This is a genomic window from Ideonella dechloratans, assembly GCF_021049305.1.
GTDB classification, from domain to species: Bacteria; Pseudomonadota; Gammaproteobacteria; order Burkholderiales; family Burkholderiaceae_C; genus Ideonella; species Ideonella dechloratans.
This window is the reverse complement of the sequence record NZ_CP088081.1, coordinates 3,398,458-3,414,672: the sequence shown is the minus strand read 5'-3', so window position 1 is coordinate 3,414,672 and position 16,215 is coordinate 3,398,458. Positions and strand designations below refer to the sequence as shown.

The window sequence follows — 16,215 nt, the reverse complement described above, 5'->3', positions numbered from 1 at the left end:
ATGAAACTCGCCACCTATCAGGACGGCTCCCGCGATGGCCAGCTGGTCGTCGTCTCCCGGGACCTGCGCACCGCCCATTTCGCCAGCGGCATCGCCACCCGCCTGCAGCAGGTGCTCGACGACTGGGGCTTTCTCTCGCCCCAGCTGGAGGACCTGTCGCGCCAGCTCAACCAGGGCCGTGCCCGCCATGCCTTCGCTTTCGACCCGGCCCAGTGCCTGGCCCCCCTGCCGCGCTGCGGCCAGTGGGTGCGGACCCGGGCCTACCGGGCCCAGCTGGCCCAGGTCTGGCCCGAGCGGGACACGCCGCCCGACCAGGCCCTGGGCCTGCCCTGGATGGAGCCGGGCAGCAGCGACGGCTTCACCGGCCCCCTGGCCGAGTTGGCGGTGACCGCCATCGACGACGAGGTGGATTTCGGTGCCCAGTGGGCGGTGATCACCGGCGACCTGCCCCGCGGCGCCAGCCCCGAGCAGGCGCTCGACGGGGTGCGCCTGCTGGCCCTGGTCAACGATTGGATCCTGCGCGGCCCCGAGGCCGAGGAGCGGTTGCTGGGCGGCGGGCGGGTGCTGTCCTGCCCGGCCACCGCCTTCAGCCCGGTGGCCCTCACCCCCGACGAGCTGGGCGAGGACTGGCGGGCCGGCGTGCTGCACGGGACGCTGCAGGTGCAGCTCAACGGCAAGGCCCTGGGGCCCTGCCAGACGCAGGAGGGACTGATGTGGCACATGGGCCAGCTGCTGGCCCATCTGGCCCGCCACCGCCCGGTGCGGGCCGGCACCGTGCTGGGCAGCGGGCCGGTGGCTGACGGTCTCGGGCGCGGGGCCGCCTGCCTGGCCGATCTGCGGCTGCAGGTGGCGGCGAGCTCGACCATCGACCCGCCCGGCTGGCTGCAATATGGCGACACCGTGCGCGTCGAGATGAAGGCGCGCGACGGCAGTCCGCTGTTCGGCGCCATCGAGCAGACCGTGGTGGAGCTGTCCTGATGGGCCGCCTGTCGAGGTGGGGCGCCCAGCTGTGCGGCCTGGGACTGGCGCTGCTGGCGGCGCTGGGCGGGGCGCCCGCGCGGGCCGACTGCCCGCCAGCCGCGGTGGCGCCGGACACCCAGGCCATCCAGCAGGGCATGGCCCAGGCGCAGAACCACGGCTTCCTCTGGACCCTGGACCGCCAGGGCCACCGCTCCTGGCTCTACGGCACCATCCATGCGGCCCAGCAGGCCTGGATGTACCCGGGGCCGGCGGTGGTGCAGGCCCTGGGCCGCACCCGCCGCCTGGTGGTGGAGATGGACCTGTCCGATCCCGTCACCCTGGAGAGCGTCAAGCGCCTGGCCCGCCAGACGCCCGACCGGGCCCTGCCGCCCGCCCTGGAGGCGCGGCTGCAGAAGCAGGAGGACGCGGCCTGCCTGGGCCGTGCCCTGAAGGACTGGCGCCCGGAGATGCGGGTGACCACGCTGAGCGTGATGTCGCTGCGTGACGAGGGCCTGGATCCGGCCTGGGGGGTGGATGCCATGCTGATCGGCATCGCAAAGGGCCTGCACCTGCCCATCACGGCGCTGGAGACGCCGGCCCAGCAGATGACCGCCCTGCTGCAACCCCGGCGCTCGGCGACCGAGGAGCTGGTGCGCAGCTCGCTCGACGAGATGGACCGCGGCGAGGACCGTCGCACCCTGCGTCGCCTGGCCCAGGCCTGGGCCGAGGGCCGGCTGGACGAGCTGGAGACCTATCCCCAGTGGTGCGAGTGCGTGAACACGCCGCTGGAAAAGGCCATGATGCGGCGCCTGCTGAACGACCGCAACGGGCCGATGGCCGACAAGATCGCCCGTCTGCACCGGGGCCAGGGCGGGCTCTTCGTGGCGGTGGGCAGCCTGCACATGGTCGGGCCCCAGGGGTTGCCGGCACTGCTGGCCGCGCGCGGCTTCACCGTCACCCGCGTGAACTGGCCGGCCGCACCGGCGGCGCCGGCTGTTCCTGCCGCGGCTTCGGGCGCAGAATCGCCCTCGTCCGCCGCATCGGCCGGCGCAGCCCAGGAGCTTGTCCCGTGAGCGAGAGTGCTTCCCCCTTTCCCGCCCTGATGCCGGGCTTCGACTTCCTGCAGGGGCTGGTCCGCCAGGCCGGCACGGCACTGCCGGGCATGAACGCCTGGATCACCCCCACGCTGGACCCGGAGGAGCTGGACAAGCGCATCAGCGAGCTGCGCACCGTCCAGTTCTGGCTGGAGCAGAACGCCCGCCTGCTGGGCACCACCATCCAGGGCCTGGAGGTGCAGCGCATGACGCTGAACACCCTGCGCAGCATGAATGTGTCGATGGGCGATCTGCGCGAGGCCATGGCCATCCGGCCCATGCCGGAGCCGGCCGCCGAGCCTGCCCCCGGCCCCACGCCCGAGCCGGCACCGGCCCCTGAGCCGGCGGCCGCCTCGGCGCCGGCCGGCGCCGAGGGCGGCCCGGCCCCCGGTCTGGTGGACCCCATGCAATGGTGGGGGGCGCTGACCCAGCAGTTCGGGCAGATCGCCGCCCAGGCCCTCAAGGATGCGCCGGCCACCGTGCAGGCCATGGCCCAGGCCTCCCAGGCGGCGGCCGCGTCCCCCGCCGCGGCGCGCCCGGGCAAGGCCGCGCCATCGGCCAACCCGAAGAAGCCGGCATCGGCCCGCCCGGCCGCCCGCAAGACGGCGGCCAAGACCAGCGCCAAGACCTCTGCCAAGGCGGCGGTCGGGGCGGGGGCGGCCCGGCCCCCTGTGCGCGCCGCGGCCAAGAAGGCGTCGCCCCGCTGAGGCCGCCGCCCGCCCACTTCCGGAATGTCCTTCCCATGACCGAAGCCTGCCTGAGCGCGGCCCTTCTGGGCCATGCCACCCACCCCGATGCCCACATGGCGCTGGCTCTGGCGGCGGCCCAGCTGGAATCGCAGCGGGCCGGCCGCCCCGGCTTCCAGGCCCGGCTGGGCCTGCTGTACCTGACCGAAGCCTATGCCGGCCAGGCCGAGGCCCTGCTCGACGAGATCCGGCAGCGTTGGCCGGGCCTGCAACTGGCCGGCACGGTGGGGGTGGGCATCGCCGCCTCCGGCGTGGAGTACTGGGACGAACCGGCGCTGGCCCTGCTGCTGCTGGACCTGCCCACCGACCAGTTCCGCGTCTTCAGCGGACGCCATCCGCTGGAGGGCGACACGCCCTGGACGGCCCTGGTCCACGCCGACCCCTCCACGCCCGATCTGTCCGAACTGGTGGGCGAGCTGGCCGAGCGCACCGGCAGCGGCCAGCTCTTCGGTGGCGTGGCCAGCGCCCGCAACCGGGCGGTGCAACTGGCCAACGGCGTTTTCGCCGGCGGGCTCTCCGGTGTGGCCTTCAGCCCGGCGGTGGACCTGGTCTCCCGCATGACCCAGGGCTGCCAGCCCATCGGGCCCACCCGCACGGTCACCGCGGCTGAGCGCAACCTGGTGCTCACCCTGGACGAGCAGCCCGCCCTGCTGTTCCTGCTGAAGGACCTGGGCATGCGCCTGAGCGAGCCCGATCCGCTGATGCAGCGCCTGCGCAGCGTGCTGGCCGGCCTGACCGATGCGGGCGATGCCGACCGGGCCCGCGGCGGCCAGTTCGGCGTGGACACCCGGGTGCGCCACCTGGTGGGGCTGGACCCGACCCGCCAGGCCGTGGCCATTGCCGACTGGGTCGAACCCGGCCAGCAGCTGGCTTTCTGCCAGCGCGACGTGGAGATGGCCCGGCGCGACCTGGTGCGCATCTGCGCCGAGATCCGTGACGAGCTGGCCGGCGACGAAGAGAGCGGCCTGCCGCCGCGGCGCCCGGTCGGCGCGCTCTACATCAGTTGCACCGGCCGGGGCGGCGGGCATTTCGGAGGGCCCTCGGCCGAATTGCAGATCGTCCGTCACGCGCTGGGGGATGTGCCCCTGGTGGGCTTCTTCGCCGCTGGCGAGATCGCCGGGCGCCATCTGGTCAGCTACACCGGGGTGCTCACCGTGTTCGCGGTGCCCGACGAGGGGCAGGCCGGGTGACGCCGCCCCGCATTCCGCCCATCCAGTGCCTGCTGGCCTTCGAGGCCCTGGCCCGCCTGCGCAGCGTCACCGCCGCGGGCGAGGCGCTGGCCGTCACGCCCAGCGCGGTCAGCCACCGCATCCGCCAGCTGGAGGGCCAGCTCGGCCTCAAGCTGTTCGGGCGGGATTTCAGCCTGACCTCCGAAGGCGCGGCCTACCTGGGGCCGGTGCGCGAGGGCCTGCGCGCGTTGCAGCAGGTGCCGGGCCACCTGCCCGCCAGCCCCAGCCGGGTGCGCCTGCGTCTGGCGGTCACACCCACCTTCTCGCGCCAGATCCTGCTGCCCCGCCTGGCCCTGTTCCGCCACGCCTACCCGGACATCGAGCTGATTCTGCAGGTGGCCATCCCGCTGGCCGACGTCAAGGCCGAGGAAGCCGACCTGGAGGTGCGCTACGGCATCGGCCCCTATGCGGACGTGGAGCATGTGCGCATCCTCAGCGACGAGGTCACGCCGGTCTGCAGCGCCGAGTACCTCCACGAGTCCGGCCCTTTCGACGGATTCGACACGGTCGAGAAGGTCGAGCGGGCCCGCCTGATCCGCAGCCCGCTGGACCCCTGGAGCACCTGGTTCCAGGCCCACGGCATCGCCTTGCCCGAGCCCCGGGTGGGCGCCCAGTTCAACGACGTCGGCCTGGTGCTGGATGCGGCCGCAGCAGGCTTCGGCGTGGCGCTGATGCGCATGAAGCTGGGCCTGTCCTGGATCGACTCCGGGCGCCTGGTGCGCCTGTCGCCGCGCACCGTGCCCTCGCCCTTCCACCACCACCTGTGCTGGAAGCCCGGCACGATGGAGCGCTGGGAATGCGCGGCCTTTGCCGACTGGATCAAGACCGCGCTGAGCTGAGCGGAGGGGCCCTTCGTCCCTGTCTGACGGTGGGCTGACGAAGGACTTGCGGGTTAACCCCCGTTTTGAAGAACTCTCACGCGCAAGCCCTGAAAGTTTCAACCGGCACCCCGGTCGGCCTCCCTACAGTCCGTGCCGATTCGCGGCCCCGGGCGTGTCAGCCATACCCGGGGCCGTGTTCGTGTTTTCAGGCACCACAACGCAGTCGCGAGGAGACCCCACCACCATGGCCTGGCAGCAGATCTACGACCCCTTCGGCAACATGTTCATCTCCACCGCCCTGGCCGCCGTGCCGGTGGTGGTGATGCTGGTGGCCCTGGGCTTCTTCCACATCAAGGCCCACATCGCCGCCGGCATGGGGCTGGCCGCCGCCTTCTGCGTGGCCGTGTTCGGCTACGGCATGCCCGTCGGCCTGGCCGGCAACGCCGCGATCTTCGGCGGCCTGACCGGTCTGCTGCCGATCGGCTGGATCGTGCTCAACATCATCTTCCTGCAGCAGCTGGCCGAGGGCAACGGCAGCTTCAAGGTGCTGCAGGACTCGCTCTCGGGCATCACCGAGGACCGCCGCCTGCAGCTGCTGCTGATCGCCTTCTGCTTCGGCGCCTTCTTCGAGGGCGCGGCGGGCTACGGCACGCCGGTGGCCGTGACGGCCGGCATCCTGATCGGCCTGGGCTTCTCGCCGCTGGCCGCCTCGGGCCTGTCGCTGATCGCGAACACCGCGCCGGTGGCCTTCGGCGCCCTGGGCACGCCGGTCATCACGCTGGCCAAGGTGCACGGCTACGACCTGATGGAAGTGACGGCCATGATCGGCCGCCAGCTGCCCTTCTTCTCGCTGCTGGTGCCCTTCTGGCTGATCTGGGCCTTCGCCGGCCGCAAGGCGATGATGGAGATCTGGCCCGCCATCCTGGTGACCGGCCTGTCCTTCGCCATCCCGCAGTACCTGGTGTCGAACTTCATCGGCCCCGAGCTGGTGGACATCATCGCGGCCCTGGTCTCGATGGTCGCGCTGGTGAGCTTCCTGAAGGTCTGGCAGCCCAAGAAGATCTGGACCTCGCCCTCGTTGAAGGGCCATGAGAAGGACGGTGGCGAGCCGCCGCGGCCCAAGACCATGGTGGCCTACAGCGGCAAGGAGCTGCTGCGTGCCTGGACGCCCTGGCTGATCCTGACGGTCTTCGTCTTCGTCTGGGGCCTGCCGCCGGTGAAGGACTACCTGAACCACCTGTTCCTGGCCAAGTTCCCGATGGACGGCCTGAACAACCTGGTCGAGAAGATGCCCCCGGTCGTCACCAGCCCGCACAAGGAGGCGGCCGTCTACGTGCTGAACCTGCTGTCGGCCACCGGCACCGGCATCCTGCTGTCGGCCATCGTCGGCGCCTTCGTGATGGGCTACGGCCCGGTGGCCATCGTCAAGACCTTCCTGCGCACGGTCTGGTTGGTGCGCATGTCGCTGCTGACCATCGTGCTGATGCTGGCCCTGGGCACGCTGACCCGCTTCTCGGGCACCGACACCACCCTGGGCCTGGCCTTCGCCAACACCGGCGTGCTCTACCCCTTCTTCGGCACCCTGATGGGCTGGCTGGGCGTGGCGATGACCGGCTCGGACACCGCCTCCAACGTGCTGTTCGGCGGCATGCAGAAGGTGGCGGCCGACCAGCTGGGCCTGAACCCCAACCTGATGGGCGCGGCCAACAGCTCCGGCGGCGTGATGGGCAAGATGATCGACGCCCAGTCCATCGTGGTGGCCTCCACCGCCACCCGCTGGTTCAACCACGAAGGCGACATCCTGCGCTACGTCTTCTTCCACTCGGTGGCCCTGGCCTGCCTGGTGGGGGTGCTGGTGACGCTGCAGGCCTATGTGCCGCCGTTCACGCTGATGGTCCACTGAGGACCGGCGCATCGGCGGCGGGATTGCCCCGCTGCCGGTCACAGCTGTTTTGACGAAGGGGCCGCGTTCCCACCGAGGGTGGCGCGGCCCCCTGGCGTTACAGTCCCATGGGCTGCCTGAGCCACCGCCCGGTGGCTGCCCTGGCCCGCAGGCCCCGACACCATGACCACCCTGACCGACGCTCCCCCCAACCCGACCGACCCCACCCGCCGCGCCGCACGCCAGGCCGAGGTGGTGGCCGCCCTGGGCGCGGTGCTGCCCGCCCATGCGCTGCTGTGGCAGGCCGAGGACACCGTGCCCTACGAGTGCGATGGCCTGACCGCCTACCGCCAGCGCCCGCTGGCCGTCGCCCTGCCGGAGACGGGCGAGCAGGTGGCGGCCGTGCTGCGGGTCTGCCACGGCCTGGGCGTGCCGGTGGTGGCCCGGGGGGCCGGCACCGGCCTGTCGGGGGGCGCCATGCCGAATGCCGAAGGCGTCACGCTGGCGCTGGCCAAGTTCAACCGCATCCTGCAGATCGACAAGGCCAGCCGCACCGCGGTGGTCCAGTGCGGCGTGCGCAACCTGGCCATCTCCGAGGCCGTCGCCCCGCTGGGCCTGTACTACGCGCCGGACCCTTCCAGCCAGATCGCCTGCACCATCGGCGGCAACGTGGCCGAGAACTCCGGCGGCGTGCACTGCCTGAAGTACGGCCTGACCGTGCACAACGTGCTCAAGGTCAAGGGCTACACCGTCGAGGGCGATCCGGTGGAGTTCGGTGGCGATGCCTACGACGCCCCGGGCCTGGACCTGCTGTCGGTGCTGGTGGGCAGCGAAGGCATGCTGGCCGTGACCACCGAGGTGACGGTCAAGCTCACGCCCAAGCCCCAGGTGGCGCGCTGCATCATGGCCAGCTTCCCCGACGTGCACCGGGCCTGCGGCGCGGTGGCCGCCATCATCGCCGCGGGCATCATCCCGGCCGGCCTGGAGATGATGGACCAACCCATGACCGCCGCGGTCGAGGCCTTCGTCCATGCCGGCTACGACCTCGACGCCGCGGCCATCCTGCTGTGCGAGAGCGACGGCACGCCCGAGGAGGTCGAGGAGGAGATCGGCCGCATGAAGGCGGTGCTGGCCAGCGCCGGCGCCACCCGCATGGAGGTCAGCCAGGACGAGGCCCAGCGCCTGAAGTTCTGGAGCGGGCGCAAGAACGCCTTCCCGGCCTCGGGGCGCATCAGCCCCGACTACATGTGCATGGATTCCACCATCCCGCGCCACCGGCTGGCCGACATCCTGCTGGCCATCCAGGAGATGGAGAAGAAGTACCAGCTGCGCTGCTGCAACGTCTTCCATGCCGGAGACGGCAACCTGCACCCGCTGATCCTCTTCGATGCCAACGATCCGGACCAGCTGCACCGCTGCGAGCTCTTCGGCGCCGAGATCCTGGAGACCAGCGTCGCCATGGGCGGCACGGTGACGGGCGAGCACGGCGTGGGCGTGGAAAAGCTCAACTCCATGTGCGTGCAGTTCAGCCCCGAGGAGCGGGCCCAGATGTTCGCCCTCAAGGCCGCCTTCGATCCGGCCGGCGGACTCAACCCCGGCAAGGTGCTGCCCTCGCTGCACCGCTGCGCCGAATACGGCCGCATGCATGTGAAGAAGGGCCTGCTGCCCTTCCCTGAACTGGAGCGCTTCTGACCGTGGCCGATCCCGTGACCCAAGACCCCACGCTGGCCGCCCTGGTCGAACAGGTGCGCGAGGCGGCCGAGCGCCGCCAGCCCCTGTGCATCCGCGGCAGCGGCAGCAAGGATTTCTACGGCGGTCCGCTGATCGGCGAACCGCTGTCGCTGGGCGAGCTGCGCGGCATCTCGTCCTACGAGCCCACCGAGCTGGTGGTGACCGCGCGCGCCGGCACGCCGCTGGCCGAGCTGGAGGCCGCGCTGGCCGAGAAGGGCCAGTGGCTGCCCTTCGAGCCGCCCCGCTTCGGGCACACGCCGGGGGGCGGCCCGGGCGGTGGCACCGTGGGCGGCATGGTGGCGGCCGGCCTGGCCGGCCCGGCCCGCGCCGCGCTGGGCGGCGTGCGCGACTACGTGCTGGGCGCCACCCTGCTCAACGGCCAGGCCGAGCTGCTGAGCTTCGGCGGCCAGGTCATGAAGAACGTGGCCGGCTACGACGTCTCGCGCATGCTGGCCGGCTCCATGGGCGTGCTGGGCGTGATCTGCGAGGTCTCGCTCAAGGTGCTGCCGGTGCCGCCGGCCACCGCCACGCTGCGCTTCGACCTGGACCAGGTCAACGCCCTCAAGCGGGTGAACGACTGGGCCGGCCAGCCGCTGCCGCTGCAGGCCAGCGCCTGGTGGGACGGCGCCCTGATCGTGCGTCTGGGGGGCGCGGCCGCGGCGGTCGAGTCTGCCCAGCGCAAGCTCGGCGGCGAGCCGATCGAGCCGGCCCTGGCCGCGCGCTTCTGGGCGGACCTGCGCGACCAGCGTGACGAGTTCTTCAGCACCGCCCGCGCGGCGGTGGTCGACGGCGCGGTGCTCTGGCGTCTGTCGGTGGCCCCCACCGCGCCCAGGATCGCCCTGTCGGGCGACACCCTGATCGAATGGGGCGGCGGCTGCCGCTGGCTGGTGAGCCGCGACAGCGCCGAGACCGTGCGCGCCGCGGCCCTGGAGGCCCGCGGGCACGCCACCGCCTGGTGGGGCGGTGAGCGCACCGGCGAGGTCTTCGGCCCGCTGTCGCCGGCCCTGTTGCGCATCCACCACCGGCTCAAGCAGGCCTTCGATCCGGCCGGCATCTTCAACCGCCAGCGCCTGCATCCGGCCTTCTGACGGAGATCCCGGTGCCGCTGCTGCAAGGCTTCGCCCTCCTGCTGCTGAGCCAGTCGGCCGGCGAGGCGCTGGTGCGCCTGCTGGGCCTGCCGCTGCCGGCCCCGGTGCTGGGGGCGGTGCTGCTGCTGGGCCTGCTGCGCTGGGCCCCGCTGCAGGCCCCCGTGGCGGCGGCGGCCGGCGGCCTGCTGGGCCACCTTTCGCTGCTCTTCGTGCCGGTGGGGGTGGGGGTCATCACCCACCTGGACCTGCTGGGCACCTACGGCGTGCGCATGCTGCTGGCCATCGTGCTGTCCACCTGGCTGGGCCTGGCGGTGACGGCCCTGGTGCTGCGCGCGCTGCTGCCGGCCGCCGAGTCGGAAGGGGAGGGCGCGCGGTGAGCTCCTTCGTCCAACTCTGGGTCTATCTGTCGGCCACGCCGCTGTTCGGCCTGACCGCCACCGTCACGGCCTATGTGCTGGCCCAGATGCTGAGCCACCGCCTGGGCCATCCGCCACTGGCCAACCCGGTGCTCTGGACGGTGCTGGCGCTCTCCCTGCTCTTGCTGGTCACCCGCACCCCGTACCCGACCTACTTCTCCGGCGCGCAGTTCATCCATTTCCTGCTCGGCCCGGCGGTGGTGGCCCTGGCCTGGCCCATGTGGCAGCGCCGGGCCCAGCTGCGCGCGCGCTGGATGCCCCTGCTGCTGGCGGCGCTGGCCGGCGGCGCCGTGGCCGCCCTGAGCGCCGTGCTCATCGGCCACGTCCTGGGCCTGCCGCGCGAGGTGCTGGCCTCGCTGGCGCCCAAATCGGTCACCGCCCCCGTGGCCATGGGCATCGCCGAGCGCCTGGGCGGCATCCCGGCCCTGGCCGCGGTGGGCGCCCTGATCACCGGCCTGACCGGCGCGCTCAGCGGCAAGCTCCTGTTCGACACCCTGGGCGTGCGAGGCCAGGCGCCCCGCGGCTTCGCGCTGGGCACGGCCGCCCATGGCATCGGCGCGGCGCGCGCCCTGCAGGTGCACCCCGACGCCGGGGCCTACGCCGGCCTGGCCCTGGGCCTGCAGGCCCTGCTGGCCGCGCTGCTGCTGCCGCTGGCGGCGCGCTGGCTGGACTTCTGAACCGACGACCCGATTCCCCCATGCAAACCCATCTCGCCCCCGAATTCGCCGGCACACCCGAAGGCGAGGCCGCCGAGGCCATCCTGCGCCAGTGCGTGCACTGCGGCTTCTGCACCGCCACCTGCCCCACCTACCAACTGCTGGGCGACGAGCTCGACGGCCCGCGCGGGCGCATCTACCTGATGAAGCAGGTGCTCGAGGGCGCGCCGGTGACGGCCGCCACCCAGGCCCACCTGGACCGCTGCCTGACCTGCCGCAACTGCGAGAGCACCTGCCCCAGCGGCGTGCAGTACGGCCGCCTGGTCGAGATCGGCCGCCAGGTGGTGGACGAACGGGTGCGGCGCCCGGCCGGCCAGCGCGCGGTGCGCTGGCTGCTGCGCGAGGGTCTGACCTCCCCGGCTTTCGGCCCGGCCATCGCCCTGGGCCGCGCGGTGCGACCGCTGCTGCCGGCCAAGCTGCAGGCCAAGGTCACCCCGGCGCCGGGCCAGGACGCCCACCGCTGGCCCACGCGCAGCCACCCGCGCAAGGTGCTGATGCTGATGGGTTGCGTGCAGCCCACGCTGATGCCCAACATCAACTCCGCCACTGCCCGGGTGCTGGACGCCGCGGGCATCCAGACCGTGGTGGCCGACGACGCGGGCTGCTGCGGCGCCATCCGCGACCACCTGGGCGACCACACCGGCGCCCTGGCCGACATGCGGCGCAACATCGACGCCTGGTGGCCGATGGTCGAGGGCCTGACCGAGGCCGGCCAGGTCGAGGCCATCGTGATGAACGCCAGCGGCTGCGGCCTGTCGGTGAAGGAGTACGGCCTGGCCCTGGCGGCCGACCCGGCCTATGCCGACAAGGCCCGCCGCATCAGCGCGCTGACGAAGGATGTGAGCGAGCTGCTGCCCGACCTGGTGCCCCTGCTGCAGCCGCTGCTGGCCCGCGCCCGCGCGCGCCGCAACGAGCCGGCCGACGCGCCGCCGGTGCCGCTGGCCTACCACCCCCCCTGCACGCTGCAGCACGGGCAGAAGCTGCGCGGCGGGGTGGAGATCCATCTGGCGGCGCTGGGCTTCGACGTGCGCACCGCGCCGGTGGACAGCCACCTGTGCTGCGGCTCGGCCGGCACCTACTCGGTGCTGCAACCCGAGCTGTCCACCGCGCTGCGCGACCGCAAGCTCAAGGCCCTGGCGCCGGTGCAGGCCCAGACGGTGGTGTCGGCCAACATCGGCTGCATCCAGCACCTGGCCTCGGCCAGCGAGCGACCGGTGCGCCACTGGATCGAGGTGCTGGACGAGGCGCTGGACGAACGTCCCCGGGCCTGACAGGGCCAAGACAAGGGCCATGGGGCCGCCTACACTCGGTGGCCCTTTCTTGCACAGGACCTTGGCCATGCAACTCATCGGCATGTTGGACTCGCCCTATGTGCGCCGCGTCGCGGTGTCACTGCAGCTCCTGGGCATCCCGTTCGAGCACCGCTCCATCTCGGTCTTCCGCCAGAAGCCCGAGTTCGAAGCCATCAACCCGCTGGTCAAGGCCCCCACGCTGGTGACCGACGACGGCACCGTGCTGATGGACTCCAGCCTCATCCTGGACCACCTGCCGCTGATCACCGGCGCGCCGCTGGCCCGGTCGCTGATGCCCGCCGACCCGGTGGCCGCGCGCCAGTGCCTGCGGGTGCTGGGCCTGGCCCTGGCGGCCTGCGAGAAGACCGTGCAGATCGTCTACGAGATGCAGCTGCGTCCGCCCGAGCACCGGCACGGCCCCTGGCTGGACCGGGTCAGCGAGCAGGCCCAGCGGGCCTTCGCGCTGCTGGAGGCCGAGATGACGGCCCGGCCGCTGGCCATGGGCCCGGCCCACATCCAGCAGGACGGCATCACCGCGGCGGTGGCGTGGAGTTTTGCCAACCTGGTGCTGCCGGGCCGCTTCGATGCGCTCGCCCACCCGGCCCTGTCGGCCCACACGGCCGAGGCCGAGGGGCTGGCGGCCTTCCGCGCCTGCCCGCAAACCTGACGGAGCGGTGACGGCGGGCCTGCGGGGTCACAGCCGGACTTCCTGCAACTGGGCCTCCATCCAGGGGCCCATCGCCGCGCCCAGCTTGGCGTAGCCGGCCCGGGTGAGGTGGATCTCGTTGACCCAGTCGCCCGAGGGGCCGGTGCTGCCGGGCCGGGCCGGGTTCAGCGGCACCGCGGCGCTGTCGAAGACCCGCACCTGCGGCAGGCTGGGGCCGGTGTCCAGCCAGAGCCGGCGCAGGCGGTCGAACAGCAGGTCGGACACGGCCTGGCGCGCGTCCACCGGGATGCCGAAGGCCTCGAAAGCCGGCCACAGCCAGCCCTGCGGGGCCGTCACCACACCGGCCGGGCGCACCACCGGGGCGCTGTAGGTGTGCAGCATCAGCGGCACGCCGCGGTTCATGCCCTCGTCGCGCCGCTCCACCAGCTCGATCAGGTTGGCCACCAGGTAGCCCGCCAGACGCTGCCAGCCGGGCTCGCTGATCCAGCGCATGGCCCCTGCCTCGCCCGGGTGCAGCTGCAGGGCTTCGTCCGGCGTCAGCAGCAGGCGCTCGTCCCAGGCGGCGGGTTGGCCGTCGCGGTGGCGGGGGCGCTGCTGGGCCGCGTCGATCAGGTCGTTGCCACCGGCCGACAGCAGGATGCCCTCCCAGCGGCTGGCGAAGTTGGGATGGCACAGCAGGCGGTCGAACCAGGGGTCGTTCACATGGTCCACCATGTGGGCCAGGGTGTCGCCCGGGTAGGCGCAGCTGATGATGGCGGTGGAGCGGGTGACCCGCAGGTTCAGCAGCAGGTTGCTGCCGCGCACCGGGTTGAGCGCGCCGATCGTGAACCAGGAGTCCCCCTCGGCCAGCAGGCGGCGTCCGTATTCGCCCAGCGTGGGCGGGTTGGACCCGGTCAGGGCGTCGGCGGGGATGAGCGTCAGGGTGTCCATGGTTCGATCCTGCGGGCGAATGGCGGGAGGCCGGGTGGGCCGGGGCGGGCGGTCTGGCCGCGCCATGATGCGCCGGGCCGCGCCCGCTGGCGTCACCCCGACAAGGGACGCCCGGCCGCCCCGCGCGGGCCCCGCAAAACGGCAACCTGTCACGCTCCGCCCCATGGCGGCGGGGCTTCTCCGGGTTGGGCCTAGGTCGGGGGCGGCGGTGCCGGCCTAGGGTGGGCGCACGCCTGGACTTCCGGAGGCCGCCATGGACCTGAGCCACCCTTCCCCCGCCACCTTGCAGGCGGCCCGCCACGACTGGATCTGGCGGGCCCGGCGCTCCGGGCTGGACCTGCAGCGGGCCCGCTCCAGCGACTACCGGGACCCGTTCGCGCGGGACCGGGCGCGGCTGCTGCATTCGGCCGCCTCCCGGCGGCTGATGGGCAAGTCCCAGGTGCCCGGCCTGCTGGGGTCCATGCTGCCGCGGGCCTGGCAGACCCATGTGCTGGAGGTCTCGCAGCTCTCCCGCGGCATGCTGCGGGCCCTGCAGCACCTGCACGCGCCGGGCGAGCCCTGGCTGCCCTGGCTGCCGGACGTCAACCTGCTGGAGGCCGTCGCGCTGGGACGCTCCCTGGGGCATGCGCCCTTCGGCCCGGTGGGCGACCGGACACTGGCCGAGCTGATGCGCGAGCACGGCGGCTTCGATCCCCGCTGGCAGGCCCTGCGGCTGATGCAGCGCCTGGAGCCGCACACGCCCGGCCACGGGCTGGACCTGACCCGGCGCACGCTGCTGGGCCTGTACGACCGCGCCATGCTGGCCCTGCCCACCCCCGGGCGCGACCCGGCCGGGCTGGCCGGGCAGGACTGGCTGCTGCAGCCCCTGAGCGAGCGTGACCGCCGAGCCCTGCTGGGGGTGCCGCCGCACGGGCTGCTGCATGCGGCCGTCTCGCTGGACGGCAGCATCGTCCAGCTGGCCGAGCAGCTGGCCCATGCGGTGCACGAGTTCGACGACGCGCTGGGCCTGGGCGCCGTGCCCCGGGCGGCCTGGGACGCGGTGGTGCTGGACCCGGGCTGGGCCGAGGCGGTGGACCTGCAGCCGGTCCCGCTGGCCCAGGGCCTGTTCGCAGGCCCGGGCCCGGCGCGGCGCCAGGCGGTGGGGGCCCTGGTCAACGCCCTGCTCATCTCGGTGGACATCGAGGCGGCCCCGGTCGTCGACGAGCCCCTGCTGCACCACCGCGCCCAATGGATCGCCCCCGCCCAGGCCCTGGTGGCCAGCCTGCAGGGCCTGGTGGCGCAGGCCTGGGCCCAGGCGCCCCAGGTGGCCGCGGCGTCCGAGGAGGCCGGTCTGGCCCTGCGGCAGCTGTGGTCTCTCGCCTGGGCCGCGCCGGACCTGCTGGGCCTGCCTGCGCACGGGGCGCAGCCTTCGGACGTCTGGGCGCGCCTGCTGTGTGACCGGCTGGCCGGGCTGACCGATGCGGCGGCCCTGCAGCTGGCACACCACGGGACCCCGCCCGGCGGCTGATGTGCCGGGGCGACATGGCGGACAATCCGAGGTCGTTCGACTTTCTGCCCCGGGCCTCGCCTGTCTTGCGAGCCACCCGGTTCCGCCATGACCTACAGCGTCAAGGAAATCTTCTACACCCTGCAGGGTGAGGGCGCCAATGCCGGGCGCCCGGCGGTGTTCTGCCGCTTTGCCGGCTGCAACCTCTGGAGCGGCCGCGAGGAAGACCGCGCCAGCGCGGTCTGCCAGTTCTGCGACACCGACTTCGTCGGCACCGACGGCACGCTGGGCGGCAAGTACGCCACGGCCGAGGCGCTGGCCGGGCAGATCGCGGCCCAGTGGCCGGCCGCGGCGCCCGGGCCGAACCGCCGGCTGGTGGTGCTCACCGGCGGCGAGCCGCTGCTGCAGGTGGATGCGGCGCTGATCGACGCCCTGCACGCGCAGGGCTTCGAGATCGCGATAGAGACCAACGGCACCGTGCTGCCGCCGCCCGGGCTGGACTGGGTCTGCGTCAGCCCCAAGGCCGGCAGCACCCTGCTGCTGCGCCAGGGGCAGGAGCTCAAGGTCGTGGTGCCCCAGCCGGGGCTGGACCTGGATCAACTGGCCGAGTTGCCGTTCGCGCACCATTTCCTGCAGGCCATGGACGGCCCGCTGGCGCGCGAGAACACCGCCTGGGCCACGGCGCATTGCCTGGCCGATCCGCGCTGGCGACTGTCGGTGCAGACCCACAAGGTGCTGGGCATCCGCTGATCGCCCGCCGTCCCTCCATCCAGAAGAACGCAGAACCCCATGCAGTACGAACTGAGCCAGACCTTTTATTTCGAAGCCGCCCACACCCTGCGCCGCACGGTGGATGTGGAGCCCAGCCTGCGCATCCACGGCCACACCTACATCGCCGAGATCACCCTGGCCGGTGCGCCCGACGACAACGGCATGGTGGTGGACCTGGCCTACCTGCGCCGCAACATCGAGACGCTGCGCCGCGAACTGGACCACCGCTTCCTCGACGAGGTCGCGGGTCTGGGGCCGGCCACGCTGGAGAACCTGTGCGCCTACATCTGGCGCGCGATGGAGCTGGTCTACGCCGGCAAGCTCAGCTGCGTGGAGGTGCGCCGCGAGGCCAGCGGCGACCGCTGCCGCCTGCGGCGCTGAGCTGC

At 72.8% G+C, this 16,215-nt stretch carries 16 protein-coding genes; 15 read left to right on the top strand and 1 reads right to left on the bottom strand.

Annotation, left to right across the window (positions count from 1 at the left end; translation table 11 throughout):
- From LRM40_RS15925 to LRM40_RS15870, 12 genes are all read left to right on the top strand, one after another.
- Positions 1-978, top strand: coding sequence for a fumarylacetoacetate hydrolase family protein (locus tag LRM40_RS15925; RefSeq protein WP_151126050.1), 978 nt, complete (start codon positions 1-3; stop codon positions 976-978).
- The gene (locus LRM40_RS15920) at positions 978-2,033 is read left to right on the top strand and encodes a TraB/GumN family protein (RefSeq protein WP_151126051.1); all 1,056 of its coding nucleotides are present in this window, start codon (positions 978-980) and stop codon (positions 2,031-2,033) included. Before LRM40_RS15925 ends, LRM40_RS15920 begins: the two co-directional genes overlap by 1 nt.
- Positions 2,030-2,761: a PhaM family polyhydroxyalkanoate granule multifunctional regulatory protein gene (locus tag LRM40_RS15915; RefSeq protein ID WP_231067591.1), complete on the top strand. Its 732-nt coding sequence runs from the start codon at positions 2,030-2,032 to the stop codon at positions 2,759-2,761. Before LRM40_RS15920 ends, LRM40_RS15915 begins: the two co-directional genes overlap by 4 nt.
- Before the next feature lie 35 nt (positions 2,762-2,796).
- Entirely contained in the window at positions 2,797-3,990 is a 1,194-nt protein-coding gene (locus tag LRM40_RS15910) for an FIST signal transduction protein (RefSeq protein WP_151126022.1), read from the top strand.
- Positions 3,987-4,868: a LysR substrate-binding domain-containing protein gene (locus LRM40_RS15905; RefSeq protein WP_151126021.1), complete on the top strand. Its 882-nt coding sequence runs from the start codon at positions 3,987-3,989 to the stop codon at positions 4,866-4,868. Before LRM40_RS15910 ends, LRM40_RS15905 begins: the two co-directional genes overlap by 4 nt.
- Positions 4,869-5,094: 226 nt before the next feature.
- Positions 5,095-6,753, top strand: coding sequence for an L-lactate permease (locus LRM40_RS15900; protein WP_151126020.1), 1,659 nt, complete (start codon positions 5,095-5,097; stop codon positions 6,751-6,753).
- Between the two features lie 162 nt (positions 6,754-6,915).
- Positions 6,916-8,424, top strand: a complete 1,509-nt coding sequence (locus LRM40_RS15895) for an FAD-linked oxidase C-terminal domain-containing protein (protein WP_151126019.1) — start codon at positions 6,916-6,918, stop codon at positions 8,422-8,424.
- A 2-nt stretch (positions 8,425-8,426) separates the two neighbouring features.
- Complete coding sequence (gene glcE / locus LRM40_RS15890) at positions 8,427-9,551, top strand: glycolate oxidase subunit GlcE (RefSeq protein WP_231067590.1); 1,125 nt, start codon at positions 8,427-8,429, stop codon at positions 9,549-9,551.
- An 11-nt stretch (positions 9,552-9,562) separates the two neighbouring features.
- On the top strand, positions 9,563-9,928 hold the full coding sequence (locus LRM40_RS15885; RefSeq protein WP_151124893.1) for a CidA/LrgA family protein: 366 nt from the start codon (positions 9,563-9,565) through the stop codon (positions 9,926-9,928).
- On the top strand, positions 9,925-10,644 hold the full coding sequence (locus LRM40_RS15880; RefSeq protein ID WP_151124894.1) for an LrgB family protein: 720 nt from the start codon (positions 9,925-9,927) through the stop codon (positions 10,642-10,644). Before LRM40_RS15885 ends, LRM40_RS15880 begins: the two co-directional genes overlap by 4 nt.
- 20 nt (positions 10,645-10,664) lie before the next feature.
- Entirely contained in the window at positions 10,665-11,954 is a 1,290-nt protein-coding gene (gene glcF / locus LRM40_RS15875; protein ID WP_151124895.1) for a glycolate oxidase subunit GlcF, read from the top strand.
- Between the two features lie 67 nt (positions 11,955-12,021).
- Positions 12,022-12,642 (top strand): glutathione S-transferase, encoded by a 621-nt coding sequence (locus tag LRM40_RS15870; RefSeq protein ID WP_151124896.1) that lies wholly within the window; start codon positions 12,022-12,024, stop codon positions 12,640-12,642.
- Between the two features lie 27 nt (positions 12,643-12,669).
- On the opposite strand, the gene LRM40_RS15865 is transcribed toward LRM40_RS15870, so the two are convergent.
- Positions 12,670-13,572: a hypothetical protein gene (locus tag LRM40_RS15865; protein ID WP_151124897.1), complete on the bottom strand. Its 903-nt coding sequence runs from the start codon at positions 13,570-13,572 to the stop codon at positions 12,670-12,672.
- A 253-nt stretch (positions 13,573-13,825) separates the two neighbouring features.
- On the opposite strand from LRM40_RS15865, the gene LRM40_RS15860 reads away from it, so the two are divergent.
- From LRM40_RS15860 to LRM40_RS15850, 3 genes are all read left to right on the top strand, one after another.
- Positions 13,826-15,079 (top strand): hypothetical protein, encoded by a 1,254-nt coding sequence (locus tag LRM40_RS15860; RefSeq protein ID WP_151124898.1) that lies wholly within the window; start codon positions 13,826-13,828, stop codon positions 15,077-15,079.
- 87 nt (positions 15,080-15,166) lie between these two features.
- Positions 15,167-15,808, top strand: a complete 642-nt coding sequence (gene queE / locus LRM40_RS15855) for a 7-carboxy-7-deazaguanine synthase (protein ID WP_151124899.1) — start codon at positions 15,167-15,169, stop codon at positions 15,806-15,808.
- A gap of 39 nt (positions 15,809-15,847) precedes the next feature.
- Positions 15,848-16,210, top strand: a complete 363-nt coding sequence (locus tag LRM40_RS15850) for a 6-pyruvoyl trahydropterin synthase family protein (protein WP_022982332.1) — start codon at positions 15,848-15,850, stop codon at positions 16,208-16,210.
- The last annotated feature ends 5 nt before the right edge of the window (positions 16,211-16,215 follow it).

Bases quoted from the DNA above. Each gene is read 5' to 3' on its own strand.
- LRM40_RS15925 (WP_151126050.1), top strand. From the start codon at position 1: ATGAAACTCGCCACCTATCAGGACGGCTCCCGCGATGGCCAGCTGGTC.
- LRM40_RS15910 (WP_151126022.1), top strand. From the start codon at position 2,797: ATGACCGAAGCCTGCCTGAGCGCGGCCCTTCTGGGCCATGCCACCCAC.
- queE (WP_151124899.1), top strand. From the start codon at position 15,167: ATGACCTACAGCGTCAAGGAAATCTTCTACACCCTGCAGGGTGAGGGC.
- LRM40_RS15860 (WP_151124898.1), top strand. From the start codon at position 13,826: ATGGACCTGAGCCACCCTTCCCCCGCCACCTTGCAGGCGGCCCGCCAC.
- LRM40_RS15865 (WP_151124897.1), bottom strand. From the start codon at position 13,572: ATGGACACCCTGACGCTCATCCCCGCCGACGCCCTGACCGGGTCCAAC.
- LRM40_RS15870 (WP_151124896.1), top strand. From the start codon at position 12,022: ATGCAACTCATCGGCATGTTGGACTCGCCCTATGTGCGCCGCGTCGCG.
- LRM40_RS15850 (WP_022982332.1), top strand. From the start codon at position 15,848: ATGCAGTACGAACTGAGCCAGACCTTTTATTTCGAAGCCGCCCACACC.
- LRM40_RS15895 (WP_151126019.1), top strand. From the start codon at position 6,916: ATGACCACCCTGACCGACGCTCCCCCCAACCCGACCGACCCCACCCGC.
- glcF (WP_151124895.1), top strand. From the start codon at position 10,665: ATGCAAACCCATCTCGCCCCCGAATTCGCCGGCACACCCGAAGGCGAG.
- LRM40_RS15920 (WP_151126051.1), top strand. From the start codon at position 978: ATGGGCCGCCTGTCGAGGTGGGGCGCCCAGCTGTGCGGCCTGGGACTG.
- LRM40_RS15900 (WP_151126020.1), top strand. From the start codon at position 5,095: ATGGCCTGGCAGCAGATCTACGACCCCTTCGGCAACATGTTCATCTCC.